We start from the raw sequence: 24,627 nt of genomic DNA, 5'->3' as shown, positions 1-24,627 counted from the left end.
AAAGTATGACACAGAAATTAGACGCCTATTTTGGCGAGTTTGGTGGCATGTTTGTTCCAGAGCTTTTAGTTCCAGCTTTAGAGCAATTAGAACAAGAATTTATTGCATCACAAAACGACCCAGCTTTTAAACAAGAATTCGAAAGCTTATTAAAAGAATATGCTGGTCGTCCAACGCCATTAACCTTAACACGTAATTTTTCGCCAAATCCGTTAGCGAAAATCTATTTAAAACGTGAAGATTTATTGCACGGTGGCGCACATAAAACCAACCAGGTTTTAGGCCAAGCGTTATTAACTAAACGTATGGGTAAATCACGTGTAATCGCCGAAACAGGTGCAGGCCAACACGGTGTTGCTACCGCATTAGCTTGTGCTTTATTAGGTTTAAAATGTCGCATTTACATGGGTGCAAAAGACTGTGAACGTCAGCAACCAAATGTATTTAGAATGAAATTAATGGGCGCTGAAGTTATCCCAGTAGATGCAGGCTCTGGCACATTAAAAGATGCGGTAAACGAAGCGCTACGCGACTGGTCAGCTACATACGAAGACAGCCATTATTTATTGGGTACAGCAGCAGGCCCTCACCCATTCCCAACTTTAGTGCGTGAATTCCAAAAAATGATCGGCATCGAAGCGAAAGAACAAATTGTTCAAGCTGAAGGTAGATTGCCTGATTATGTTGTCGCTTGTGTTGGTGGCGGTTCAAATGCCATTGGTATGTTTGCTGATTTCATTGACGAAAAAGACGTTAAACTAGTTGGTGTTGAGCCAGGTGGTCACGGTTTATCAACCCTCAAACATGGCGCTACTATTTGTAAAGGGACTAAAGGTATTTTACACGGCGCTGTTACTTACATAATGCAAGATGAAGACGGTCAAATTGAAGAGTCTTATTCTGTATCAGCGGGTTTAGACTATCCAGCAGTTGGCCCTCAGCATGCTTATTTACATGCAACAGGCCGCGCGCAATATGTAGCAGCAACCGATGAACAAGCATTAGACGCCTTCCAAACACTTTGTCGCTGTGAAGGTATTATTCCTGCACTTGAATCGTCACATGCGCTTGCTCACGCATTAGAAATTGCTAAAGCTGCTACAGAAGAAACAGTTATTGTTGTTAATTTATCAGGACGTGGCGATAAAGACCTTGCACATGTTCACCGTGTATTAGAGCAAGGAGGTCACTATGAGTAATAGATACAAGCAAATGTTCACCAAGCTAAAAAAACAAAAACAAGGTGCGTTTGTACCTTTTGTAACTATTGGTGATCCAAACTTAGCAATCTCTTTAGACATTATTAAAGGTTTAATTGACGGTGGTGCCGATGCACTTGAATTAGGTATTCCTTATTCAGATCCAATTGCCGATGGCCCAACTATTCAAAAAGCCAATATTCGTGCGCTTGAAGCTAAAGTAACACCAAAAGACTGTTTTGAATTAATCAAACAAGTGCGTGAATACAATGCTGATATTCCAATTGGATTGTTGTTATACAGCAACCTAATTTTCGCTAAAGGTTTAGATAATTTTTATGCTTTATGTGCAGAAGTAGGTATTGATTCAGTATTGGTTGCTGACGTACCAGCGCGTGAAAGTGCACCATTTAAACAAATGGCTGAAAAGCATGAAATTGACGCGATATTTATTGCGCCACCAAACGGCAGTGAAAAATCGCTTAAACAAATTGCCGAAAAAGGCTCAGGTTATACTTACCTGCTTAGCCGCGCTGGTGTGACAGGTACAGAAACTGTTGCCAATATGCCAATTGAAACTGTTATTGCAGCACTGAATACCTATAATGCGCCACCTGCATTGTTAGGTTTTGGTATTTCAAAACCAGAGCATGTAAAAGCAGCAATTGAAAGTGGTGCTGCGGGTGCAATCAGTGGTTCAGCCGTAGTTAAACTAATTGAAAACAATTTAGATAACCCTGCAGCTATGGTTGCGCAAATCACAGAGTTTGTGCGTGTAATGAAAGCTGCAACTCAAATTGATTAGCTAAATAATCGCCAATAGGAAACTAAAGCTTTATGGCTAATATTTTTGAATTTTTACATATAGGTGTATTTTTTGTAGTTTACAAAATGGTTGATATCTATTGGGCGACTGCCGCCCTAATAGGTACAACAGGGCTACATTTGATCTACGAATGGATAAAACAAAAAACCATGCCGAAAAAACAAATGGCATTGTTTTTAATTGTGTTAGTAATGGGTGGTTTAACCTTGTATTTCCAAGATGATGCATTTATCAAATGGAAAGTAACTGTGGTTAATGGCCTGTTTGCTGTCGGTATTTTTGTCAGCCAAGCTGTATTTAAAGTTAGCCCAATGGAGTCTTTATTAGGCAAAGAATTACCTTTACCTAAAACTTTGTGGGCAAAAATATCTTACGCATGGGCGGCATTTTTCGCAGCTGTAGCTGTACTAAACCTTTATGTAGCTTACAGTTTCTCTCAAGAAGTTTGGGTAAACTTTAAATTGTTCGGTTTAATGGGTTTAACTTTTGCCTTTACTGTCGCAACAATTGCATGCATCTACCCTCACCTGCCAAAAGAAAATAAAGAGGATAACCAATAATGTGGTATTTAATTTATAGCCAAGACGTAGAGAACAGTTTACCACTACGTAAAACTTCACGTGCAGCTCACCTTGCACGTTTAAATGAGTTAAAAGACCAGGGGCGTTTATTAGTAGCAGGCCCAAATCCTGCGATTGACGCAGAAGATCCAGGCGAAGCAGGTTTCACAGGTTCAACTGTTATCGCTAAATTTGATAGCTTAGCGGATGCACAAGCATGGGCAGACAAAGACCCGTACATAGAAGCTGGTGTATACAAATCAGTTACAATCAAACCATTTAAGGTTGCCTTACCTTAAAGCTTGATAGCTAAATTAAAAAAGCCGCTAGTTATTTGAGATAACTTGCGGCTTTTTATTTTCAGTTGCGCCTAAGTAAGCTCTGGAATAGCTTACCTACTCAAACTTACGTTTACGCTTTGTCGTAACTGTTGCTATATAACCATGCCAAGTCGCAAAAGCTAATAACGGCATTATCACTAAAAATGCGATAAATTGAGTTAAAAAGCCGATTACAACACCGACACCTATAATGCCAGCCCATACCATCATCACACCTTTGTTTGACCAAACGGCATTTACGCTAGTTAATACCGCAGTCATCAAATCAACTTTTCGTTCAACCAGAATAGGTTGAGTGAATGCGCTGATTGTAAAAACAAAAGCCGACAACAAAGCGCCAACGCCTGTGCCTAGCGCTAAAAACGGCAACAATTCACTAAAATCATCTGAAACATAAGGTGGATATAAAGCGTGAATGAGAGAAGCAATGCGTAACCAGAAAATCATGATAACAAGTAGCAGAATAGCAAATGCCCACTCATGCACACTATTTCTATGCATAGCTTTTATACTGTGCCACAAGCTCGGTTTATGGCCTTTTTCAAATTCCCAGCTAACATCGTACAAACCTGCAGCTAAAAATGGACCGATCAGCATAAAACAAACTATCGCGGGCGCAATCACTAAATGGTTTTCGGTTAACGATACTAAATACATAATGCCGATTGGCACTAGTGTAAAAATAATCCCATAAAACAAAGTCACCAAAGGTGCTTTGGTCATATCCATTAAACCTAAACGCAACCAGTTAAACGGATCGCTCCAGTCTAAGGCATTGCAAGGTATCACTCTTCCCAACTCATTATCATGCAGAGCATTTTCTTCTTTGCGCATTGTATGTGACATAATTTATTCCCCATAGCGTTCAAACTTGATTTACTACATCAAAAAACAACTCCAATTGTGGTTATTCGTCCCCGAATTTCGTATCAACCTTTATCCAATTCGCCTTGTATAAAGATTGACCTAACCTAAATATAGACAGGCATTGGAAAAGTGACAAAAAAATTTAACTTTTTTAACTTAATTTCAATAAAAACATGTTAGAAAGCTGCGGTTACTGAAAATTTAAATAAATTAAAAAGCTCTCCCCTTCACAAACACTAGCTGCAAAGGTTATCTTATGGTTTTTATTATGTTGTTATTGGAAATCGGCACAAATGAAGTTGTTTGAGCAATCGTCAAAACTAAATAATGTCTGTTATGACATTCGCGGCCCAGTTTTAAAAGAAGCAAAAAGATTAGAAGAAGAAGGCCACAGAGTACTCAAGCTCAATATTGGCAACCCCGCACCTTTTGGTTTTGAAGCCCCAGACGACATATTAAAAGACGTAATTCGCAATTTACCCACTGCTCAAGGTTATTGTGATTCTAAAGGCATCTATTCAGCGCGTGTCGCTATCATGCAGTATTACCAACAAAAAGGTATACGCGGTGTTGATATCGAAGACATCTACGTTGGTAACGGTGTAAGTGAACTTATCGTCATGGCGATGCAAGGTTTGCTCAACGCAGGTGACGAAGTTTTAGTGCCAAGCCCAGACTATCCATTGTGGACAGCTGCAGTTGCTTTATCAGGTGGAACACCAGTACATTATTTGTGTGATGAAGAAGATGACTGGAATCCAAGCATTGCAGATATTCGCAGCAAAATTACTGATAAAACAAAAGCAATTGTACTTATAAACCCAAATAACCCAACAGGTGCGGTTTATTCAGATGAAGTTTTGCAGCAAATGGCGCAAATAGCGCAAGAGCATGAATTAATTTTATTTAGCGACGAGATCTACGACAAAGTACTTTACGATGGTGCTACACACAAACCAACTGCAGCCTTCAACTCTGATATTCTAACCGTTACTTTTGGTGGTTTATCCAAAAACTATCGAATTGCCGGTTTTCGCGCTGGCTGGATGATGTTAAGTGGTGCGAAACACTTAGCCGACAGTTATATCGAAGGTTTAGACATGCTAGCCTCTATGCGCTTATGTGCGAACGTACCTTGCCAATACGCCATTCAAACAGCGCTTGGGGGTTACCAAAGCATTAACGAACTAATCGTTGGTGGCGGCCGTTTATACGAACAAACCATGTTTGCTTGGCAACGAGTCAACGAAATAGACGGCATATCCTGCGTTAAACCTAAAGGCGCTATGTATCTATTTCCAAAAATAGATACTGAAAAATTTAATATTAAAGACGATCAAAAATTTATTCTCGACTTTTTACGCCAAGAAAAAATACTTATGGTGCACGGCAGTGGTTTTAATTGGAAAAAGCCAGATCACTTTAGAATCGTTACTTTGCCGCACATTGAACAACTAGAAATTGCATTAGATAAATTGGATAAATTCTTAAAAAGGTATCGCCAATAATGACGGAACAGAGCAACCCAAGTCACTTTTTTGCATATATGGCTAGAATGAAGTTAATCAACCGCTGGCCATTAATGCGTAATACTCAACTAGAAAACGTGCAAGAGCATAGTTTGCAAGTGGCTATGATAGCGCACGCCCTAGCAATTGTTAGAAACGAGTATTTTGATGGTGACTTGGATGCAGAGCGTATCGCAACTTTAGCTATATTTCATGATGCATCTGAAGTATTAACCGGCGATTTGCCTAACCCAGTAAAATACTTTAATGCTGAAATTGCCAAAGAATATAAAAAGATTGAAACGGTAGCTGAAGAAAAATTGGTTGGTTTGTTGCCAGAACGTTTACAGAAATATTACCAGCCGCTGGTTTGTTCTGAGCACCACAATAAAGAAGAGTATAAAATTGTCAAAGCGGCGGATATTTTATCTGCCTATTTTAAAACAATTGAAGAGCTAAACGCTGGCAACCATGAATTTAGCCGTGCACAACAAAGATTAAAAGAAACCTTAGCAGAACTCAACATGCCAGAAATAGAGTTCTTCTTAAACCTATTTGAGCCAGGTTTTAGTTTAAGCTTAGACGCAATTACCGAGTAGTTGCGTCTTTCGCCATTAATGCAACCATAGCCCCAATTAATGCAAAAGCCGCAGCAAAATAATAAGTTGCATCATAAATTAAATGCCAGCCCCAACCTGCGCACCAAGCGCCTAACGCACCACCAACACCATAAGACACAGATAAATAGAAAGCTTGCCCTTTAGCTAATGCTTCTCCGCTAAACTCGTTGTGCATAAACTTTTGCGCACATACATGAAACAAACCGTAGCTAAACGCATGAATTATCTGGATTAAAATGAGCAATAAAACCTGCTCAGCAAACAAGTTTAATGTTAGCCAGCGCAATGCAGTTAGCGCCAAACAAAACGCAATTAAATGATGCAAACTAAATTGTTTAACTATTTTGCCCGCATAAATAAATACAATTATTTCAGCCAATACCCCAACCGAAATAAACATCCCGGTTTGGTAACCGCTATAACCCAAGTCGTTCATATAGATGGAGAAAAAACCATAATAAGGTGCAAAACTAAATTGCAGCAAAGTCGAACAAACTAAAAATGCAATTATGTGCTTTTGCTTAAGTAACTGCTTAAATGGTTTAACGGGCTGTGTATCGCGCTGTTTTTTGCTTACTTTAAGTTGCGGTAAACGCAAACTATTCAGTAATAATATAATCAGCAAAGCAATGGTCAGATATTCAATCGTATAAGTTACCCCGTACTGCTCGAACGACCAGCCTGCGATAATAACAAACAAAATAAAACTAATACTGCCCCACAAACGCACCATACTGTAGGCGCTCGCATTACCTTTGAGTTTAGCTTGGGTGAGGGTTTCTATTTGTGGCAATACAGCCGACCAGAAAAAAGCAAAGCCGCCTAAAGCAAAATATATGAACAAGGTATTTTGTTTAAATAACAATAAACAAAAGAATAACAGTGCCAATAAACTACCGAGCTGAATACGTAAATGGGTATTTTGTTTAAGCCAAGGTAAATGCGCCCACGTACTCGGGCCGATAATTCGACCTATGGTCATAACAGCTAATATGCTGCCTATGGTTGTAGCTGGAAGTTGGAGGGAATCTAAATAAAAACCAAGATAATGTGAGACCACCCCAATAATAGTAAAATAACTAAAATATATTTGGGACAGTCTCGCTTTCGCCGAATTAAATAACATTCAATTATTTACGGGCGATATCCGGCGTGTCGGTATGAACATCAATGTTTTGTGCACGATGACGCAATACATGATCCATTAAAGTTAAAGCTAACATAGCTTCGGCAATCGGCACTGCACGAATCCCTACACAAGGGTCGTGGCGACCTTTAGTCACAACTTCAGCACTTTCACCTTTGGTATTAATAGATTCACCAGGTACGTGAATACTAGAAGTTGGTTTTAACGCAATGCTGGCGATAATTTCTTGGCCAGTTGAGATCCCACCTAAAATGCCACCGGCATTGTTCGATTTAAAACCATCTGGCGTCATTAAATCTCTATGCTCTGAACCTTTTTGTTCAACTGACTCAAAACCAGCGCCAATCTCCACACCTTTAACCGCATTTATGCTCATTAAAGAATGGGCAATTTCAGCATCTAATCTATCAAATACAGGCTCACCTAGACCAACAAGTACGTTAGTTGCGCATACAGTGACTTTAGCACCGATAGAATCACCTTCTTTCTTCAAGTCACGCATATATTGATCTAATGCGTCTAACTTTGAAGCATCTGGGAAGAAAAATGGGTTTTGGTTAACTTGTTCCCACTCAAGCGCTTCAGCTTTAATCGGCCCAAGTTGAGATAAATAACCTTTAACTTCTATGCCAAATTTCTGTTTTAAGTATTTTTTAGCAATTGCGCCTGCGGCGACACGCATTGCTGTTTCACGAGCAGATGAACGGCCACCACCACGATAGTCACGAATACCGTATTTTTGATGATAGGTATAATCTGCGTGACCCGGACGGAATAAATCCATAATGTTTGAATAGTCTTTACTGCGCTGATCGGTATTCTCGATAATCATACCAATAGAAGTACCAGTGGTTTTACCTTCAAAAATACCCGATAAAATTTGCACTTGGTCTGGTTCACGTCTTTGAGTTGTGTAACGAGAAGTGCCTGGCTTACGACGGTCTAACTCAAACTGAATTTCTTCTTCTGTTATTTCAATTCCTGGAGGGCAACCATCAACAATGCAGCCCAAAGCTTTACCATGGCTTTCACCAAAGGTAGACACACTAAATAATTTACCTATAGAGTTACCTGACATCTTAACCTCTGTTGTTATTCTTTCACGAACGCATCGCGATATTGGATCAATTGGCTTCGAGTAAATTTAAATACGCCAATACCACCATTGTTAAATTCTATCCAATCAAATTCGACACCTGGATATGCTTGCTCCATATGCACTAAACTATTGCCTACTTCGACAATTAATACGCCATTTTCGGTTAAATGGTCTGCCGCTTCAGCCAAAATGGTATTTACGATAGATAAACCGTCCACACCTGCTGCTAAACCTAATTCAGGTTCATGGTGAAATTCACTCGGTAAATCCGCCATATCTTCAGCGTCGACATAAGGTGGATTAGAAACGATTAAATCGTATTTTTGCCCTTGAACACCACTAAATACATCCGATTGGATAGGTGTAACATTGTGCCACATGGCATGATGTTCAATATTGTTTTCACACACTTCCAACGCATCAACACTGATATCAACCGCATCAACATCAGCCTCTGGAAATGCATAAGCGCAAGCAATTGCAATACAACCACTTCCAGTACACAAATCTAGAATTCTATTTGGTTGTTGTTCAACTATACCGGCAAACTGATTTTGAATCAGTTCACCAATTGGTGAGCGTGGCACTAATACACGTTCATCAACGTAATACGCTTTGCCACAAAACCATGCTGTATTGGTTAAATAAGCAAGTGGAACTTGATGATTAATGCGTTGCTCAGCCCAAGCTAAAATACGTTGTTTTTCATCATCCGTTATCTGACATTGGTCAATCTTATCATTTGGGTCAACCGCTAAGTTAAGCGCTTGATAAACTAGGCTATAAGCTTCATCCCAAGGATTGTCTGTACCATGACCAAAATAAACATCAGATTGGTTAAATTGAGAAACTAACCATCGAACAAAATCAAAAACTGTATTGAGCTGTTTGGCAGCTTGTTCGCTTGCATGCGACTCTAACATTGAATTAACGCACTAAGTTATGAATAATAGCGCGCTATTGTACACTAGATTTTTGTTTAATGACGGAAAAATCTCACTTGAAAGATAACGATAACAACAGCTTTGCCGAACAAATGCGAGGGGTAAAACCGCTTAAACAAGATACTGTGGTATTAAAAGCGAAAAAAACTAAAAAAGACGCACTAATACAAGAACAACAAGCGGCTACGCGTGAAGCCAACTTTTATTTTTCCGACCAGTACAGCCCGCATTTTGCCGACACCAATACCATTAGTTACGTACGAGAAGGCTGCCCAAGAGATTTGGCTAAACAGCTAAGAAAAGGTCACTATTACCCTGATTTAATTCTAGATCTGCACGGGTTAACCCAACAACAAGCAAAGATTGAAATCGCCGCGTTAATTCAAGAAGCAATCAAACAACATATAGAATGTGTGTGTGTTGTACATGGCTTAGGTAGTGGAATTTTGAAACAGCGTACACCTGCTTGGCTTGTACAACATCCAAGCGTTAATGCAATTCATCAAGCACCACTTGAATGGGGCGGCAATGGCGCATTATTGGTGTTAATAGAGTTAAGCACGTAAAGCGCTTAATTGCTGCGCCTGTTCAGGTGACACAAGTAACTTCAAATGCCCGTTGACTTGATTATCGTTCAGTTCAATCAATGCTGCCGCACCGGTGACAAATAAAGGACAAGTTTCGGCAACTAAACCATCAACCAAATGGCAAACCAAAGGTAAATGAGAAACGACTAAAACTGATTTCGCGTCCGCGCAATAACCCTGTATTAGGTTGATACAAGTCGCAACGTCGGCTTCTGGTTCAAGTTCAGTTAACTGCACAAGCTTATTTGCGACTAAACCTTGTTGCTCCATTTTTTGCCAAGTTTGAAAGGCTCTGTCGTATGGACTGACTAATACATAATCGAATAGCTTACACTGTTGTGCAATCCATTGGCCTACCTGTACACTCTCACGTGTTCCATTTTCGTTTAGTTGGCGAACGCTATCTGACGGTGCGATAAGGTCAGCTTCCCCGTGACGAACGATAAATAACTGCATACCCTACTCTATCTGACCAAAACATATACAAACATGGGTCAGTTTAGTTGCTTATTGATGTAACTTACGTATATTACCAATCTGCAACACAAAACTGCTGTGTAGATAAAATAAAACACTTATAAAAAAAAATATAGTAAAACTTACGAAAAATTCGGTGCTACAATAAAAAACAACGGGATTTTAATAACATACCTAGCCGTGTAGTCCGTATTAAACTTTTTAGTACCTAGGTATCGTTTTGCTATTAAAAATTGAACGACTAGCACACTTCACGGGGCTACTATAGTGATTACCAAAAGTAAACAAGATACTTATACCTATCAAATAGCCACACTCAGCAACGGCTTACCTTTGTTGCATATCCATATGCCTGAGAGTAATCGAGTTGCGTCGGCGGTTTCAGTAGCTGCTGGTCACTTTGATGATCCAAAAGAATACCCAGGTTTAACCCATTTATTAGAGCATATGCTCTTTCAAGGTACAGAAACCTTCCCAAGCGACACAGTAGACTTTAATCAAATGCTCGCGCAATACGGAGGTAAATCTAACGCCTGGACCAGTAGTGAACTGATGAATTTTTATTTTGACGCTCACGCAAATGCTTTCGAAAATGCTTTTCACCATTTTAGCCAATTTTTCGTCTGCCCAGAATTTTCATTGCAGAGTTTAGAAAAAGAAGTTAGCGCGATTGACTCAGAGTTCAAACTAAAAACAAGAGATGAGCTACGCCGTTTAAACGAAGTGCACAAAGAAACTTGTAACCCAGAACATCCGTTTAGCAAATTTAGTGTCGGCAATAAAAAAACTTTTTTAACATCCAACCTTCAACAGCTAAGAAATTCACTGGTAGAACATTTTAATAACTGCTTTAGTGCAGATAAAATGAAACTTGTGGTTGCAAGTCCGTTTGAGTTTGAACAAATTCAACAAATAGCAGAACAATATTTTGCTGAAATTCAGGCCACTGCGGCTAAAAAAGCAGTGTTGCCACAACTATATCGGCCACAAGATTTAGCAATTCAAATTCAAGTAAAACCGTTAAAACAAATTTATCGAGCTATCTACACTTTTGTATTGCCAAGCGAAGGCGAAGATTACAGCAGTAAAAGTGTCCATTACCTTTCAGCCATTTTAGGGGACGAAGGACACGGCAGTTTATTTGAGCAATTAAAATCGCAAGGTCTAATTGTCGGCTTAACCGCGGGTTGTGGTATAGATGATGGTCAAAGCTTAGATTTTAATTTAAGCATGCAATTAACACCTGCTGGCGTAGATTGCATCAGCAAAATTTCTGAAGTTGTTTTTGCCTATATTAACTCGCTGAAAACTGCAGACTTTACACAGCACATATACGCGGAAAAAGCGCAAATGAGTCGCTTAGCTTTTCAACACTTAGAACCGAAAAAGCCGATTGAATGGGTTGCGGAGCTCGCGTTGAAATTACATACATATAACACCGAAGATGTTATAGCAGGCGACTATTTAATGGATGGACTAAACCATCAATGGCTGAATAAAGCCTTAGCTTGTCTGTCACCGTCACGACTTAGACTAGTTGTGTTGAATCCTAATCATTCGTTTGATTATTTATCTGAATGGTACCAAAGCCCGTATAAAGTAGAAAAAATACCAGCGGATATACAAGCACAATGGAGCAAAGCGCAACAATCTAGCTTTGTATTACCACAACCAAATCCGTATATTCCAGAGCGAATGACAGCATTAGAGTCATCCCATATTGATTCAACACCGCAGAAAATCATAAATGACAAGGGTATGGTATTATGGTTTAAACAAGACCAAGTATTTAAACTGCCCCACGCCCACGTTTATGTCGGTTTAGATCTCCCTAACAGCCAAGGTAGCGCAAAAAAACAAGTCCTCACCCGCTTGTATGTTGAACTCGTGCTCGACAGTATTATGGGTGAGAATTACCAAGCTGAAACGGCCGGATTAACTTATTCAATTACCCCGCACCAAGGCGGATTGACGCTGCATATTCAAGGTTACTCAGATAAACAGTCGAAGTTTGTCAGCCATTTAATCGGCCAGTTACGTTTACGCCGTGTAACAGAAAGAGACTTCAACCAAACTAAAGTTAAATTAATAAATGCTTGGAACAATCAAAACCAAATAAAACCAGCAAATCAGGCATTTAACTTATTAACTCAGAGCTTACAGAACAACCAATATCCCGCAGAAATGCTGGCTGAAGAGCTCAAGGATATAGAATATGCCGAATATGCAGAATTTAGTGTTCACCTATTTGACCGAGTGAACGTTGAAGCTTTTGTATATGGCGACTGGGATTTAACCCAAGCGTTGCAGCTGGGCGAAAACATTAAAAACATTGTTTTTCAGCGCAGTAAAGCCAGTCCAGAAGTCAGCCGAAAAGTATTCAAATTTGCACAGCAAGCTTTCGATTATCACTTAGCTTTACCTATTGATAGTACTGACACAGCTGTTGTGCAATATTTTCAATCGAGCGAAATATCTGAGCGGGCAACCGCATGTTATATGTTGATAAACCAACTGCTATCGCCGATAGTCTTCCATGACTTACGCAAACAAAAGCAGTTAGGATATTTAGTTGGTAGTGCTTACTTTCCTATCAATTTAATGCCCGGTGTCATTATTTACGTTCAATCAGATAATTACGATGAAGTGACTATTCTTCAGCAACTCGAAAATTTTTATCAAAGCATTCCAGCCTATTTAAGCCAGTTAGATGAGCAGCAATGGTATAACATGCAGCAAGGTTTAATTCATCAACTCAACGAAAAAGACAGTAGCTTGCGAGCCAGTGCACAAAGGTTATGGATGTCTATCGGTTTAAAAGATTCAAGTTTCAGACGCACGCGTGGAATATGCCAGTGGATAGAATCATTAACTTTCGACGAAGTGTTAGAAGAAATGTCTGAGTTATTTGCACCTGATGGCGACAAAGCCTTAATTAACTTGTCAGCTTCTAAACAGCAACAAAACGTCCGCTCTGAGTCAGCCGAACTTGTTGTAGGCAGTGCAACTGAATTACGCCGCCACTTACAATCAGCAGTAGAAGCAGTTAGTTTAAAGCGTGGTTAACCTCAAAGCGGTAATACATCATTACTTTTTGATTCGAATCAAATTGAACAATTAAGTATTGATAGATACCGCTATTGATATCGTACGACAGTAGGTAGTTATATTGTTTTTGTTTATCAAAAGAATCAGGAAGACCTAGTTTTTTCTCAACCGTCGTCACATCCATTCCATTAGCTAAATGATTACGCAACACGTCTAAGTATAAGGCCTGCCTCGGGTTAGCACTCGAATAATCCCCTTTCCCTTTCGCCCAAACAAAAGGATTAAATGCACTTTCACTTAAGTGCTGTGCAGTCGGTGTTAAATTGCTTGGCCGCAAATACTCAAACCACAAATAAAAAATAATCAGTGAGACTATGCCCACTGACCAAGTAATTAACCGAATGATTTTGTAAGTTCTATTACTTGAAAACATTGATGCGTAAATTACCGTTTGTAAATAATAGGATTAGAGAATTGCAAGGCGTACAGAGCAATAAAAAAGCCACTCGAAAGTGGCTTTAATCATAATCAATTTAACTGCGTAAGTCGTCAAAGAATCGCTTCACGCCGTCAAAAAATCCAGTTTCTTTTGGTCTGTGCTTAGCACTGCCCTCTTCCATTTCTGTGTCTAATTGACGTAACAAATCTTTTTGTGAATCTGTTAAGTTAACCGGTGTTTCTACCACAACTTTACAAATTAAATCGCCTTCAATACCACCACGTACAGAACGCACACCTTTGCCACGCATTCTAAACATACGGCCAGTTTGTGTTTCTGAAGGTATTTTTAATTTAACTTTACCATCAAGTGTCGGAACATGAATTTCGCCACCTAATGCAGCTGTAGCAAAACCGATTGGCACTTCACAATATAAGTTGCTGCCGTCGCGCTCGAAAATTGCGTGATCTTTTACATGTACTTGTACATATAAATCACCGGCTGGAGCACCGTGCGCGCCTGCTTCGCCTTCACCCGCTAAACGAATTCTGTCACCAGTATCAACACCAGCTGGTATTTTAACCGATAAAGTTTTGTTCTTCTGAACGCGACCTTGACCGTGACAGCTCTTACAAGGGTCGCTAATAATTTTACCCTGACCATGACAAGTTGGACAAGTTTGCTGTACAGCAAAGAAACCTTGACGCATTTGTACTTGGCCTTGGCCATGACAAGTAGAACAAGTCTGAGGTTTGCTGCCAGGTTTTGCACCTGAGCCATCACAAGGACTACAAGTTACCCAAGTAGGTACTTTAATTTCGACGTTTTTGCCTTTAACCGCCTCTTCTAAGCTCAACTCTAAGTTGTATCTTAAATCTGAGCCGCGTTGCGCTCTAGACTGACGACGGCCACCGCCACCAAATATATCGCCAAAAACATCACCAAAGATATCAGAAAAGTCTTGGTGTCCACCACCGCCGCCCATTTGCGGATCAACACCGGCATGGCCATATTGGTCATAACGCGCTTTTAGATCAGCGTTGGTTAAAACCTCATAAGCCTCTTTAATTTCTTTAAACTTCTCTTCTAATTCTTTATCACCCTTAGTTCTGTCAGGATGATATTTCATCGCCAAGCGCTTATAGGCTTTTTTGATATCTTTCTCACCGGCGCTTTTTTCTAGCCCCAGGACTTCATAATAATCTCTTTTAGACATATATCTCGCCTAGATTAACGTACAAAACGGGTGCAAGCACCCGTTTGTATACATATACTTTTCGATTACAAATTACTTGTTATCGTCTTTTACTTCTTCAAACTCAGCATCAACAACATCGTCTGCTGCTTGAGCTTGTGGTTCTGCTTGCGCACCTGCGTCAGCACCTTGTGCTTGAGCTTTTGCTTGCGCAATTTCAACTAATTTTTGCGAAGCTTGAATTAAAGCTTGAGACTTAGCATCAATTTCTTCTTTATCAGAACCTTTAAGTGCAGTTTCTAACTCAGAAATAGCTGTTTCGATTGCTTCTTTGTCATTAGCGGCTAATTCAGCACCCGCTTCTTCAATTTGCTTCTTAGTTGCATGCACTAAACCATCAGCTTGGTTGCGCGCTTGAACTAATTCTTCAAACTTTTTATCAGCATCAGCGTTTGCTTCAGCTTCACGAACCATTTTTTCTACTTCTTCATCAGATAAACCAGAAGAAGCTTTAATGGTAATTTTTTGCTCTGTACCCGTATCTTTATCTTTAGCAGATACGTGTAAGATACCATCCGCATCAATATCAAAAGTTACTTCGATTTGTGGTACACCACGTGGTGCTGGACGAATACCTTCTAAGTTAAATTGACCTAGAGATTTGTTCGCGCTCGCTTGTTTACGCTCACCTTGGATTACGTGAACAGTTACTGCAGATTGATTGTCGTCAGCAGTTGAGAAAGTTTGTGACTTCTTAGTTGGGATAGTCGTATTTTTCTCGATTAAAGCTGTCATAACGCCACCCATAGTCTCAATACCTAAAGACAATGGCGTTACGTCTAACAATAATACGTCAGTTACGTCACCAGAAAGAACACCACCTTGAACAGCAGCACCAACAGCTACAGCCTCATCAGGGTTAACGTCTTTACGAGGCTCTTTGCCGAAGAATTCAGTAACAGCTTTTTGTACTAGTGGCATACGTGTTTGACCACCAACTAAAATAACGTCATTCACGTCACTTACAGTTAGGTCGGCATCTTTAAGCGCTTGTTTTAATGGCTCTAAAGTTGCTTTAACCATATCTTCTACTAAAGACTCTAATTTAGAACGAGTTACTTTAATATTTAAATGCTTAGGACCTGATGCGTCAGCTGTAATGTATGGTAAGTTAACTTCTGTTTGTTGCGCAGAAGACAACTCAATTTTAGCTTTTTCAGCAGCTTCTTTTAAACGCTGCATAGCTAATGGGTCTTTACGTAAATCAAAACCTTGATCAGCTTTAAATTGATCAACTAAGTAGTTGATTAAACGGTTATCGAAATCTTCACCACCTAAGTGAGTATCACCATTAGTCGCTAATACTTCGAAAGTATGTTCGCCGTCTACTTCGTCAATTTCAATAATTGAAATATCGAATGTACCACCACCTAAGTCGTATACTGCAATAACGTTATCGCCAGACTTTTTGTCCATACCGTAAGCTAAAGCAGCAGCAGTAGGCTCATTGATGATACGTTTTACATCTAAACCAGCAATACGACCAGCATCTTTAGTTGCTTGACGTTGCGCATCGTTAAAGTAAGCAGGAACTGTGATTACTGCACCAGTTACTTTTTCACCTAAATAATCTTCTGCTGTTTTTTTCATTTTTTTCAAAACTTCAGCAGAAATTTGTGGTGGCGCCATTTTCTCGCCTTTCACTTCAACCCAAGCATCACCATTGTCAGCTTGAGTAATTTTGAATGGCATAATGTCTACGTCACGTTGTACTTCTTTATCAGTAAAACGACGACCGATTAAACGCTTGATTGCGAATAAAGTATTTTGAGGGTTAGTTACCGCTTGACGTTTAGCAGGTTGACCTACTAATGTTTCGCCGTCTTCTGTATAAGCGATAATTGATGGGGTTGTACGATCACCCTCAGCATTTTCGATAACTTTTGCTTTGTCGCCGTCTAATACAGCAACACATGAATTGGTAGTACCTAAGTCAATACCGATGATTTTGCCCATTTGGAAAATCTCCGAATAAAATTAAATGTGTTAAAACCTGCTTTTTTAGTGGGGTCTTTCTATTCAGTATTCAATACCCGAAACTAAAAAAATTTGATGCTAAAAGTCTCTGCTTTATAGCCTTGACCTATAAGTAAGGCTGCAATTGAGCTTTTCAAGCCATTAAAGTTAAATAAATTAAAAATAAATCGACGTTTGCTGATTTTTCGCACAGATAAAGCCAGCTTGCGTTTGCCAAGCGAAAAACAAATCCCTAAACTTCTCTCAAACCAAATTTAGCGAAAATATTTTTATGAAAATTATCTCATTCAACATAAATGGCTTAAGAGCACGTTTACACCAGCTGCAAGCGGTAATAGACAAACACCAGCCAGACGTAATAGGTTTACAAGAAATAAAGGTGCACGACGATGCTTTCCCGTTACAGGCTATTTTAGATATGGGTTATCACGTGGAATTTTTTGGTCAAAAAGCCCATTATGGTGTTGCATTGGTTTCGAAACAAAAACCAACTTTTGTGCAAAAAGGTTTTAAAACCGATGACGAAGACGCACAGCGCCGTATGATTATTGCAACATACCAAGACGAAAACGGTGACGATGTAACTGTATTTAATGGTTATTTTCCACAAGGTGAAAATCGCGACCACCCAATTAAATTCCCAGCTAAAGAAAAGTTTTATCAAGATTTAATGGCTGAATTAAACAACAACTATACGCCTGAGCAAAATATTGCCGTTATTGGTGATGTGAACATTTCACATACAGATTTAGATATAGGTATTGGTGAACCAAACGCCAAACGCTGGTTAAAAACTGGTAAATGTTCATTTTTACCGGAAGAGCGTGAATGGTTAAATACCTTAATAGATTGGGGTTTCACCGACACTTACAGAAACTTACATCCAGAAACAACCGAACGATATAGCTGGTTTGACTATCGCTCTAAAGGTTTCGACGACAACCGCGGCTTACGTATAGACTTAATTTTAGCTACACCTGCATTGAGTGCACGAGCAGTTGAGAGTGATGTAGATTATGAATTGCGCGGTATTGAAAAACCTTCTGATCACGCGCCAATTTGGACAACCTTTAAATAAGGCTCAACAATGCTGTTAAACCTAATTGTATTTGTCGCCGTTGCTTATTTAGCTTATGACAAAAATACCTTACGGTTACTACTGACCGAAAAACCTAAACAACATTTGTTTTTCGGTTACACAGCGTTATTAACCATATTGTGGTCTATTCAAGCCAGTATATATGAAGGGCTAGAAGTACATTTTTTATGGATGACAGCCTGTACATTATTTTTAGGTCCAAGGTTAGCTGTTTATGCTGGCTTAATCGCCACTTTGATAAATTGCCTGTTGGGCAGTTATCAATGGGATAATGCCTATATTCAACTTTTATCTGGTGTTTGCCTGCCCGTACTAGTCAGTTATTTGGTTTACGTGATTAGCTTTCACAAACTCCCTAGACACTTTTTCATTTATGTATTTGTCTGCGGTTTTTTTGCTGGCGCACTCTCTATCGGGCTAAAAATGCTGGCTATCTCAAGTATATTTACTTTAACCGGTCAATATGCTTGGGATGTAGTATTTGATAACTATCTGATCTTGCTAGTTTTGTTAGCTTTTCCTGAAGCTTTGTTAAATGGCATGACAATGACTATCGGGATCATTTATGTGCCTTCATGGGTACGCACTTTTTACGACAGTCAGTATTTAGATGACAAATGAAATAACTGACATAAAATATACAAAATTTTCGTTTTATTAATGGAATTTGCTTAAATGCGCACTACTCAATATTTATTATCAACACAAAAAGAAACACCATCTGATGCTGAAGTAATCAGCCACCAACTTATGTTGCGTGCAGGTATGATACGTAAATTGGCTTCAGGTCTATATACTTGGTTACCATCAGGTTTAAAAGTTTTACGTAAAGTCGAAAACATTGTTCGCGAAGAAATGAACAAAGCTGGCGCAATTGAAGTGTTAATGCCAGTAGTTCAGCCTGCCGATTTATGGGAAGAATCAGGCCGCTGGGAAAAGTTTGGCCCTGAATTATTGCGCATTAAAGATCGTCACGATCGTCCATTTTTGTTAGGCCCAACCCATGAAGAAGTTGTAACTGAACTAGTTCGCAAAGAAATTAGCAGCTACAAACAATTGCCGATTAATTTGTATCAAATTCAAACTAAATTCCGAGACGAAGTTCGCCCTCGTTTTGGTGTAATGCGCTCACGTGAATTTTTAATGAAAGATGCTTATTCATTCCACTTAGACGCAGAGTGTTTAGAAAAAACGTACCAAACAATGCATCAAGCTTACTGCAATGTATTTGATCGTCTAGGGTTAGAATACCGTCCAGTGTTGGCCGATACAGGTTCAATTGGTGGTAGCACATCACACGAATTCCATGTATTAGCTGAAAGTGGTGAAGACGCGATTGTATTTAGTGATGGTAGTGACTACGCAGCCAACATAGAAAAAGCAGAAGCACTCGCTCCGGCTGGTGACAGAGCACAAGCAACGCAACAAGTTGAAAAAGTAGTAACCCCAAATACTCATAGTATTGAAGAAGTCAGCCAGCTATTAAAAGTAGATGCTAAACAAACAGTAAAAACTTTATTGGTTGTCGGTGCAAACGAAGAAGGCGAAGCTGAAGGTGTAGTTGCTCTTGTACTACGTGGCGATCACGAACTTAACGAAGTAAAAGCGGAAAAATTTGCAGAAGTATTTGCTCCACTTACTTTTGCCAATGAAGAACAAATTAAACAAGCAGCAAATTGTGATGCAGGTTCAATTGGCCCAGTTGGCTTAGACATCCCTGTAATAGTTGATTTAAGTGCAGCCCACTTAGCCGACTTTGTTTGTGGCGCTAACGATAACGGCTTCCACTTAACAGGTGTAAACTGGGATAGAGATATTGCAGAATACAAAACTGCAGACATCCGCAACGTGGTTGAAGGTGATCCAAGTCCTTGTGGGAATGGCAAATTAAGCATTAAACGCGGCATCGAAGTTGGTCATATCTTCCAACTAGGCACTAAATACAGTGAAGCAATGAAAGCTGGCGTATTAACTGAATCAGGCAAACATGAAACTTTAACCATGGGTTGTTATGGCATAGGTGTATCACGCATTGTTGCTGCAGCTATCGAACAAAACCATGATAAATTTGGTATCAAATGGCCAGCGGCTATTGCCCCTTTCCAGGTTGGTATTTTGCCAATGAATATGCACAAATCGCATCGCATACCAGATGTTGCCAACAAATTATATGACGAATTAGCAGCGGCCGGTTTGGACGTATTATTTGACGACAGAAAAGAACGTCCGGGTGTTATGTTTGCTGATATGGAACTAGTGGGTGTTCCACACGTTATCGTAATCGGCGAGCGCAACCTAGATGAAGGTGTCGTGGAGTACAAAAATCGCATCACTGGCGAAAAACAATCAATTGCGATTGATGATGTTATTAAATTTATTAGGGAAGCAGTGTAAAGCCTGCCAGACCTGTTTATTAGGGCTAGGTAAAAACTAGCCCTAAATTATCAAAAAATCTTCAATTTCAACTCGCATTTCAGCAATTTAGTCTACACTCATTATAAGTTTAACTAATTGACTATTCGTATTTTATGAGTGATGACGACTTGTTTGAGTTCGCTGATGACAGCGACAACGAACAGACAGAAACACAGTATTGGAAAATACTTGTTGTTGATGATGATAACTTTATTCACCAAGTAACTGGACTTGTCCTTAATGAACTTGAAGTAGAAGGTAGAAAATTACAGCTACTGAACGCTTATAGTGGTGCGCAAGCACGCGACATTCTCGAGCAAGAATCAGACATTGCCCTCGCCTTTGTCGATGTTGTAATGGAAACCGACCATGCAGGTTTAGACTTAGTTAGATGGATACGAACAGAGCTGGTTAACAAATCTATACGCTTAATTTTGCGCACAGGCCAAGCTGGAACAGCGCCAGAAGAACAAGTTATTCGCGACTATGACATCAACGATTACAAAGAAAAAACCGAGTTAACCGCCAGAAAGTTAGCCACTTGTGTTTACTCTGGGATTCGCTCATATAGAGATTTAATGACGATTGAAAAAAGCTTAAAAGGCTTTCAACGTTTAGTCTCTGCATCAACTAATATTTTAAAAACCCACTCAATTATAGAATTCGGCTCTGCATCTCTCATTCAGCTTTTCGACCTATTAGAGATAGAGTGCTCATCATTATACGTAGCTCATACCAGTTCAGAACTATATTCAGAAGATGATAAAATTATTCTAGGTGCGACCGGAAATTATGTCGGTTATGGCCATGACTATAGTAGCATCACCATCAGTGACAGTTCTAAGCAACTCATAGACAAAGCCTTTAAAGAGAAAACAACCTATATCAATCAAAATATATATGTTGGATATTACGAAACAGCTGACCAAACCGAATCAGTTTTATTAGCCCAATTTAAACAGCCAGTCGACGAATTTCATATTCGTCTACTAGAAATCTATGCAACTAATATTGCGCTTGTATTTGAAAACGTTACTTACAGAGAAGATTTAACCACGACTCAAGCCGAGCTTATTTATATTCTGGGTGATGCAATCGAAATGCGCAGCAAAGAAACGGGCGCACATGTAAAACGAGTCTCTTTAATTTGCCATGAACTCGCAACACTCTACGGTTGTGACGAAAAATTTGTCACCACTCTCACCCACGCAGCACCACTACATGACGTAGGAAAAATTGCCATACCCGAACAAATACTGCACAAACCCGGCAAATTAGATCCTAAGGAGTGGAGCATAATGCTTAAACATGCAGAGATAGGTGGTGATTTATTAAAAAACTCACGTAAGGCAATACCAAAAGCAGGTGAAAAAATTGCACGATACCATCATGAAAACTGGGATGGTACAGGTTATCCTGAAGGGTTAATTGGCGAAGCAATACCGCTAGAAGCAAGAATCGTTGCAATTGCCGATGTTTTTGACGCATTAGGCTCGAAACGCAGCTACAAAGAGCCTTGGAGTGACGATAGAATCAAAGCTTTGTTGGAAGAAGAGTCAGGCAAAAAATTTGAGCCTAAGTTAGTTGAAATTATGCTAGAACACTATGAATTGTTTACCACGATTCGAGAACTTAATCCTGACGAGCACTAAGCTGTATTCTAGTGCTCGTTCGCGTTAAACTTAGGTTTTTATCGTCCAAACCTAAGATTTCTAAGATTTATGATTATTGTTATTTCTCCTGCGAAAAACCTAGACTACGAAACTGCAACGCCGACTCAACAATACACTCAACCAGAGTTATTAACTGACAGCACTGAACTTGCTGATGTTTGTAAAAATTTGACTCCGTTAGATCTTTCAAACTTGATGCACATTAGTGACAAGCTAGCAGGCTTAAACGCAGCTCGTTTTGCCGATTGGACTAATTCATTTACCTTAGAGAACGCTAAACAAGCACTTTTCGCTTTTAATGGCGACGTTTATACTGGCTTGGACGCTTATACATTAAAAGCTGAAGATATAGATTATGCACAACAGCACCTGCGCATACTCTCTGGTTTATATGGCTTGTTAAAACCTTTAGATTTAATTATGCCCTATCGCTTAGAAATGGGCACTAAATTGGCTAATCCGAGAGGCAGTAATTTATATCACTTTTGGGGCAGCATTATTACCAATAAGCTAAATGAAAGTGCCGAAACAATAGGTAGTGAAACTTTGGTTAATCTTGCCTCGAACGAATACTTTAAATCGGTAAAAGCCAAAGAGTTTAACGGTAAAATTATCGCACCTGATTTTAAAGATTGGAAAAATGGTCAGTATAAAACCATCAGTTTCTTTGCAAAAAAAGCACGTGGCATGATGGCCAGATATATCATTGAAAATAAGATAGAAACAGTAGAAGGTTTATTGGAGTTTACTCAAGCTGGTTATCAATACAACCCAGACTTGTCTACTGACATCAAGCCGGTATTTACCCGTCAGGAGCAATAAACCAGCTTGATTTGAACTTGCTAGACAATAGTTAATAGCGCTACATCATTAGCGCTATTAACACACCACCCAATAACAGCCTATAAATAACAAATGGCAGCATACCCATTTTTTCGATAACGGCTAAAAAGAAATAAATACACGCATAAGCGCTAATAAAAGATAGAGACGTGCCTAAGATAATTGCGTTCCAATCAACAGCTTCAGTGCCAGTTGCTAGCTTTAGCGTATGGTAAGAACCTGCAATTAAAATAATTGGAATCGACATTAAAAAAGAAAACTTAGCGGCTTCACTGCGGCTTAGCCCTAACATTAAACCGGCAGTAATAGTGATACCAGAGCGAGAAGTACCTGGGATCATAGCAATAGCTTGAGCAATACCTATAATTAACGCTTTTTGCCAGCCTAACATCTGCATAGAAACAGTTTGTTTTGCTTTGACATCCGCCCACCACAACAACAAACCAAAAACGATAGTCGTAGTCGCGATAACAGCAGTTGAACGCGCGTACACTTCAATAATATCTTTAAATGCAAGGCCAAACAGCAAAGCTGGGATTGTAGCAAGAGCCACTAACCAACCTAAATTAGCTTCAGAACTGGCTTCTTTGCTAATCACTTGTTTAAACATTGCCGCTAAAATAGTTTTTACTTCTTGCCTAAAATAAATAACGACTGCGGCTAAAGAGCCAACATGTACAGCAACGTCAAACGCTAATCCTTGGTCTTGCCAGCCTAGAATTTGTGAAGGCAAAATTAAATGAGCAGAGCTTGAGATAGGTAAAAATTCAGTGAGTCCCTGTATTAGCGCTAATACGATAATTTCTATTATTGACATCTATCAATCCCAGTTAAATTTAACAGTCCAAAGTTTTTGTTGCGGGTTGTTGTATTCAGCTTTTAACTGACCATAAGTTTTCTTTAAAGCTGGGTGGTGAACATCTGAAAAAATATCCGACAACGGCAGCAATACAAATGCATTTTTTGTTATTTCGTCTCTTGGTAATTTTATCGGCTGATCACATAAACTATCACCGTAAAACAACAAGTCCAGATCTAAAGTAATTTCTGATTTATTGTTACTACTTCTATCGCGACCATATTGGTTTTCGATAGATTTAAGCAATTTAACAAACTGCTCCAACGACAGATTTGTTTCGCCACCAAACACAATATTTTTAAAATTAGCACCGCCAAAACTGACAGGTTCACTTTCATACACAGGCGAAATTTTTAATTCATTAATAAATGGCCGAAGTAAAAATATTGCTTTTTTTAGGTGAAATTCAGTCTGCTTGTTTGTACCTAAACTTATTGCTACTAGTGCCATATGTTTAATGACCCACAGTAGCGTAATCTTCAGAACAACGCTCTATTACAATACCAACATGAGCGTTTTCTATTGCGTCTGGTTTAGTGATTTTTAGCTTAATATGCTCTATCGGGAAATGTTTAAACAACATTTGGCAAATCTTTTCAGCTAAGGTTTCAATCAACTCAAACTGTCGCGCAGCGCAATAAACTTGAATAAGGTCTGTTACCGCAGAGTAATCTAGCGCAAGTTCAAGCTCATCTTTTTCTGCTGGTTTAGAATTATCCCACTGCATATCTAAATCAAATATTAAACTTTGTTTAATATTATGCTCCCAATTAAAAACCCCAATAATGGTTTCTATGGCTAGATTGTGAATAAACACAATGTCCTTCATCTAAGTACCTAAATT

24 protein-coding genes are annotated in these 24,627 nt (G+C 39.3%); 13 read left to right on the top strand and 11 right to left on the bottom strand.

Annotation, left to right across the window (positions count from 1 at the left end; translation table 11 throughout):
* The first annotated feature begins 5 nt into the window (after nucleotides 1-5).
* From trpB to ACMZOO_RS16630, 4 genes are read left to right on the top strand one after another with little or no spacing between them, the layout of a single operon-like run.
* Nucleotides 6-1,199: a tryptophan synthase subunit beta gene (trpB, locus tag ACMZOO_RS16645; protein WP_440904415.1), complete on the top strand. Its 1,194-nt coding sequence runs from the start codon at nucleotides 6-8 to the stop codon at nucleotides 1,197-1,199.
* Nucleotides 1,192-2,004 (top strand): tryptophan synthase subunit alpha, encoded by an 813-nt coding sequence (gene trpA, locus ACMZOO_RS16640; RefSeq protein WP_440904414.1) that lies wholly within the window; start codon nucleotides 1,192-1,194, stop codon nucleotides 2,002-2,004. Before trpB ends, trpA begins: the two co-directional genes overlap by 8 nt.
* A 32-nt stretch (nucleotides 2,005-2,036) precedes the next feature.
* Entirely contained in the window at nucleotides 2,037-2,585 is a 549-nt protein-coding gene (locus tag ACMZOO_RS16635; RefSeq protein WP_440904413.1) for a septation protein A, read from the top strand.
* Nucleotides 2,585-2,884 (top strand): YciI family protein, encoded by a 300-nt coding sequence (locus tag ACMZOO_RS16630; protein WP_016957656.1) that lies wholly within the window; start codon nucleotides 2,585-2,587, stop codon nucleotides 2,882-2,884. The genes ACMZOO_RS16635 and ACMZOO_RS16630 overlap by 1 nt, the downstream gene beginning before the upstream one ends.
* A 96-nt stretch (nucleotides 2,885-2,980) precedes the next feature.
* On the opposite strand, the gene ACMZOO_RS16625 is transcribed toward ACMZOO_RS16630, so the two are convergent.
* Nucleotides 2,981-3,772, bottom strand: coding sequence for a DUF2189 domain-containing protein (locus tag ACMZOO_RS16625; protein ID WP_440904412.1), 792 nt, complete (start codon nucleotides 3,770-3,772; stop codon nucleotides 2,981-2,983).
* 314 nt (nucleotides 3,773-4,086) lie between these two features.
* Here ACMZOO_RS16625 and ACMZOO_RS16620 point away from each other — a divergent pair, with 314 nt between their 5' ends.
* Nucleotides 4,087-5,301, top strand: a complete 1,215-nt coding sequence (locus tag ACMZOO_RS16620) for a pyridoxal phosphate-dependent aminotransferase (protein ID WP_440904411.1) — start codon at nucleotides 4,087-4,089, stop codon at nucleotides 5,299-5,301.
* Nucleotides 5,301-5,900 carry a 5'-deoxynucleotidase gene (gene yfbR, locus ACMZOO_RS16615; RefSeq protein WP_440904410.1) on the top strand — a complete coding sequence of 200 codons (600 nt, stop codon included), beginning with the start codon at nucleotides 5,301-5,303 and terminating at the stop codon, nucleotides 5,898-5,900. The genes ACMZOO_RS16620 and yfbR overlap by 1 nt, the downstream gene beginning before the upstream one ends.
* Here the strand turns inward: yfbR and ACMZOO_RS16610 are convergent.
* Genes ACMZOO_RS16610 through prmB form a run of 3 tightly spaced genes read right to left on the bottom strand, consistent with a single transcriptional unit; the run spans nucleotide 5,890 to nucleotide 9,090 of the window.
* Nucleotides 5,890-7,047 carry an MFS transporter gene (locus ACMZOO_RS16610; RefSeq protein WP_440904409.1) on the bottom strand — a complete coding sequence of 386 codons (1,158 nt, stop codon included), beginning with the start codon at nucleotides 7,045-7,047 and terminating at the stop codon, nucleotides 5,890-5,892. The genes yfbR and ACMZOO_RS16610 overlap by 11 nt on opposite strands.
* 4 nt (nucleotides 7,048-7,051) lie before the next feature.
* Nucleotides 7,052-8,146 carry a chorismate synthase gene (gene aroC / locus ACMZOO_RS16605; RefSeq protein ID WP_440904408.1) on the bottom strand — a complete coding sequence of 365 codons (1,095 nt, stop codon included), beginning with the start codon at nucleotides 8,144-8,146 and terminating at the stop codon, nucleotides 7,052-7,054.
* Between the two features lie 14 nt (nucleotides 8,147-8,160).
* The gene (prmB, locus tag ACMZOO_RS16600; RefSeq protein WP_440904407.1) at nucleotides 8,161-9,090 is read right to left on the bottom strand and encodes a 50S ribosomal protein L3 N(5)-glutamine methyltransferase; all 930 of its coding nucleotides are present in this window, start codon (nucleotides 9,088-9,090) and stop codon (nucleotides 8,161-8,163) included.
* 59 nt (nucleotides 9,091-9,149) lie between these two features.
* Between prmB and smrB the strand changes: the two genes are divergently transcribed.
* Nucleotides 9,150-9,677 (top strand): endonuclease SmrB, encoded by a 528-nt coding sequence (gene smrB, locus ACMZOO_RS16595; protein WP_440904406.1) that lies wholly within the window; start codon nucleotides 9,150-9,152, stop codon nucleotides 9,675-9,677.
* Here the strand turns inward: smrB and sixA are convergent.
* The gene (sixA, locus tag ACMZOO_RS16590; protein WP_440904405.1) at nucleotides 9,666-10,154 is read right to left on the bottom strand and encodes a phosphohistidine phosphatase SixA; all 489 of its coding nucleotides are present in this window, start codon (nucleotides 10,152-10,154) and stop codon (nucleotides 9,666-9,668) included. The genes smrB and sixA overlap by 12 nt on opposite strands.
* Before the next feature lie 288 nt (nucleotides 10,155-10,442).
* Between sixA and ACMZOO_RS16585 the strand changes: the two genes are divergently transcribed.
* On the top strand, nucleotides 10,443-13,241 hold the full coding sequence (locus ACMZOO_RS16585; protein WP_440904404.1) for an insulinase family protein: 2,799 nt from the start codon (nucleotides 10,443-10,445) through the stop codon (nucleotides 13,239-13,241).
* On the opposite strand, the gene ACMZOO_RS16580 is transcribed toward ACMZOO_RS16585, so the two are convergent.
* The 3 genes from ACMZOO_RS16580 to dnaK all read right to left on the bottom strand — a co-directional run bounded on the left by ACMZOO_RS16580 (nucleotide 13,222) and on the right by dnaK (nucleotide 16,873).
* On the bottom strand, nucleotides 13,222-13,656 hold the full coding sequence (locus ACMZOO_RS16580; RefSeq protein WP_440904403.1) for a hypothetical protein: 435 nt from the start codon (nucleotides 13,654-13,656) through the stop codon (nucleotides 13,222-13,224). The genes ACMZOO_RS16585 and ACMZOO_RS16580 overlap by 20 nt on opposite strands.
* Nucleotides 13,657-13,756: 100 nt before the next feature.
* Nucleotides 13,757-14,878, bottom strand: coding sequence for a molecular chaperone DnaJ (gene dnaJ, locus ACMZOO_RS16575; protein WP_440904402.1), 1,122 nt, complete (start codon nucleotides 14,876-14,878; stop codon nucleotides 13,757-13,759).
* 72 nt (nucleotides 14,879-14,950) lie between these two features.
* Nucleotides 14,951-16,873 (bottom strand): molecular chaperone DnaK, encoded by a 1,923-nt coding sequence (gene dnaK, locus ACMZOO_RS16570; RefSeq protein ID WP_440904401.1) that lies wholly within the window; start codon nucleotides 16,871-16,873, stop codon nucleotides 14,951-14,953.
* A 292-nt stretch (nucleotides 16,874-17,165) separates the two neighbouring features.
* Between dnaK and xthA the strand changes: the two genes are divergently transcribed.
* The 5 genes from xthA (at nucleotide 17,166) to yaaA (ending at nucleotide 22,903) form a co-directional block, all read left to right on the top strand.
* A complete protein-coding gene (gene xthA, locus ACMZOO_RS16565) occupies nucleotides 17,166-17,972 on the top strand; it encodes an exodeoxyribonuclease III (RefSeq protein ID WP_440904400.1) in 807 nt (268 codons plus the stop codon).
* Between the two features lie 9 nt (nucleotides 17,973-17,981).
* Nucleotides 17,982-18,614, top strand: a complete 633-nt coding sequence (locus tag ACMZOO_RS16560; protein ID WP_440904399.1) for an energy-coupling factor ABC transporter permease — start codon at nucleotides 17,982-17,984, stop codon at nucleotides 18,612-18,614.
* A gap of 54 nt (nucleotides 18,615-18,668) precedes the next feature.
* On the top strand, nucleotides 18,669-20,387 hold the full coding sequence (locus ACMZOO_RS16555; protein WP_440904398.1) for a proline--tRNA ligase: 1,719 nt from the start codon (nucleotides 18,669-18,671) through the stop codon (nucleotides 20,385-20,387).
* Nucleotides 20,388-20,521: 134 nt separating this feature from the next.
* On the top strand, nucleotides 20,522-22,060 hold the full coding sequence (locus tag ACMZOO_RS16550) for a DUF3369 domain-containing protein (protein WP_440904397.1): 1,539 nt from the start codon (nucleotides 20,522-20,524) through the stop codon (nucleotides 22,058-22,060).
* 69 nt (nucleotides 22,061-22,129) lie between these two features.
* Complete coding sequence (gene yaaA / locus ACMZOO_RS16545) at nucleotides 22,130-22,903, top strand: peroxide stress protein YaaA (protein WP_440904396.1); 774 nt, start codon at nucleotides 22,130-22,132, stop codon at nucleotides 22,901-22,903.
* A gap of 40 nt (nucleotides 22,904-22,943) precedes the next feature.
* Here yaaA and ACMZOO_RS16540 read toward each other — a convergent pair whose 3' ends face one another.
* From ACMZOO_RS16540 to folB, 3 genes are read right to left on the bottom strand one after another with little or no spacing between them, the layout of a single operon-like run.
* A complete protein-coding gene (locus ACMZOO_RS16540) occupies nucleotides 22,944-23,741 on the bottom strand; it encodes an undecaprenyl-diphosphate phosphatase (RefSeq protein ID WP_440904395.1) in 798 nt (265 codons plus the stop codon).
* A 3-nt stretch (nucleotides 23,742-23,744) separates the two neighbouring features.
* Nucleotides 23,745-24,233 carry a 2-amino-4-hydroxy-6-hydroxymethyldihydropteridine diphosphokinase gene (gene folK / locus ACMZOO_RS16535; RefSeq protein ID WP_440904394.1) on the bottom strand — a complete coding sequence of 163 codons (489 nt, stop codon included), beginning with the start codon at nucleotides 24,231-24,233 and terminating at the stop codon, nucleotides 23,745-23,747.
* 4 nt (nucleotides 24,234-24,237) lie between these two features.
* Nucleotides 24,238-24,612, bottom strand: a complete 375-nt coding sequence (gene folB / locus ACMZOO_RS16530; RefSeq protein WP_440904393.1) for a dihydroneopterin aldolase — start codon at nucleotides 24,610-24,612, stop codon at nucleotides 24,238-24,240.
* Between the last annotated feature and the right edge of the window lie 15 nt (nucleotides 24,613-24,627).

The sequence above is a fragment of the Catenovulum sp. SX2 genome (assembly GCF_052056295.1).
Classification (GTDB): Bacteria; Pseudomonadota; Gammaproteobacteria; order Enterobacterales; family Alteromonadaceae; genus Catenovulum.
The sequence above is the reverse complement of the archived record's forward strand: the minus strand, read 5'-3'. Positions and strand labels throughout refer to the sequence as shown.

Bases quoted from the DNA above. Each gene is read 5' to 3' on its own strand.
- trpB (WP_440904415.1), top strand. From the start codon at position 6: ATGACACAGAAATTAGACGCCTATTTTGGCGAGTTTGGTGGCATGTTT.
- trpA (WP_440904414.1), top strand. From the start codon at position 1,192: ATGAGTAATAGATACAAGCAAATGTTCACCAAGCTAAAAAAACAAAAA.
- ACMZOO_RS16635 (WP_440904413.1), top strand. From the start codon at position 2,037: ATGGCTAATATTTTTGAATTTTTACATATAGGTGTATTTTTTGTAGTT.
- ACMZOO_RS16630 (WP_016957656.1), top strand. From the start codon at position 2,585: ATGTGGTATTTAATTTATAGCCAAGACGTAGAGAACAGTTTACCACTA.
- ACMZOO_RS16625 (WP_440904412.1), bottom strand. From the start codon at position 3,772: ATGTCACATACAATGCGCAAAGAAGAAAATGCTCTGCATGATAATGAG.
- ACMZOO_RS16620 (WP_440904411.1), top strand. From the start codon at position 4,087: ATGAAGTTGTTTGAGCAATCGTCAAAACTAAATAATGTCTGTTATGAC.
- yfbR (WP_440904410.1), top strand. From the start codon at position 5,301: ATGACGGAACAGAGCAACCCAAGTCACTTTTTTGCATATATGGCTAGA.
- ACMZOO_RS16610 (WP_440904409.1), bottom strand. From the start codon at position 7,047: ATGTTATTTAATTCGGCGAAAGCGAGACTGTCCCAAATATATTTTAGT.
- aroC (WP_440904408.1), bottom strand. From the start codon at position 8,146: ATGTCAGGTAACTCTATAGGTAAATTATTTAGTGTGTCTACCTTTGGT.
- prmB (WP_440904407.1), bottom strand. From the start codon at position 9,090: ATGTTAGAGTCGCATGCAAGCGAACAAGCTGCCAAACAGCTCAATACA.
- smrB (WP_440904406.1), top strand. From the start codon at position 9,150: ATGACGGAAAAATCTCACTTGAAAGATAACGATAACAACAGCTTTGCC.
- sixA (WP_440904405.1), bottom strand. From the start codon at position 10,154: ATGCAGTTATTTATCGTTCGTCACGGGGAAGCTGACCTTATCGCACCG.
- ACMZOO_RS16580 (WP_440904403.1), bottom strand. From the start codon at position 13,656: ATGTTTTCAAGTAATAGAACTTACAAAATCATTCGGTTAATTACTTGG.
- dnaJ (WP_440904402.1), bottom strand. From the start codon at position 14,878: ATGTCTAAAAGAGATTATTATGAAGTCCTGGGGCTAGAAAAAAGCGCC.
- dnaK (WP_440904401.1), bottom strand. From the start codon at position 16,873: ATGGGCAAAATCATCGGTATTGACTTAGGTACTACCAATTCATGTGTT.
- xthA (WP_440904400.1), top strand. From the start codon at position 17,166: ATGAAAATTATCTCATTCAACATAAATGGCTTAAGAGCACGTTTACAC.
- ACMZOO_RS16560 (WP_440904399.1), top strand. From the start codon at position 17,982: ATGCTGTTAAACCTAATTGTATTTGTCGCCGTTGCTTATTTAGCTTAT.
- ACMZOO_RS16555 (WP_440904398.1), top strand. From the start codon at position 18,669: ATGCGCACTACTCAATATTTATTATCAACACAAAAAGAAACACCATCT.
- ACMZOO_RS16550 (WP_440904397.1), top strand. From the start codon at position 20,522: ATGAGTGATGACGACTTGTTTGAGTTCGCTGATGACAGCGACAACGAA.
- yaaA (WP_440904396.1), top strand. From the start codon at position 22,130: ATGATTATTGTTATTTCTCCTGCGAAAAACCTAGACTACGAAACTGCA.
- ACMZOO_RS16540 (WP_440904395.1), bottom strand. From the start codon at position 23,741: ATGTCAATAATAGAAATTATCGTATTAGCGCTAATACAGGGACTCACT.
- folK (WP_440904394.1), bottom strand. From the start codon at position 24,233: ATGGCACTAGTAGCAATAAGTTTAGGTACAAACAAGCAGACTGAATTT.
- folB (WP_440904393.1), bottom strand. From the start codon at position 24,612: ATGAAGGACATTGTGTTTATTCACAATCTAGCCATAGAAACCATTATT.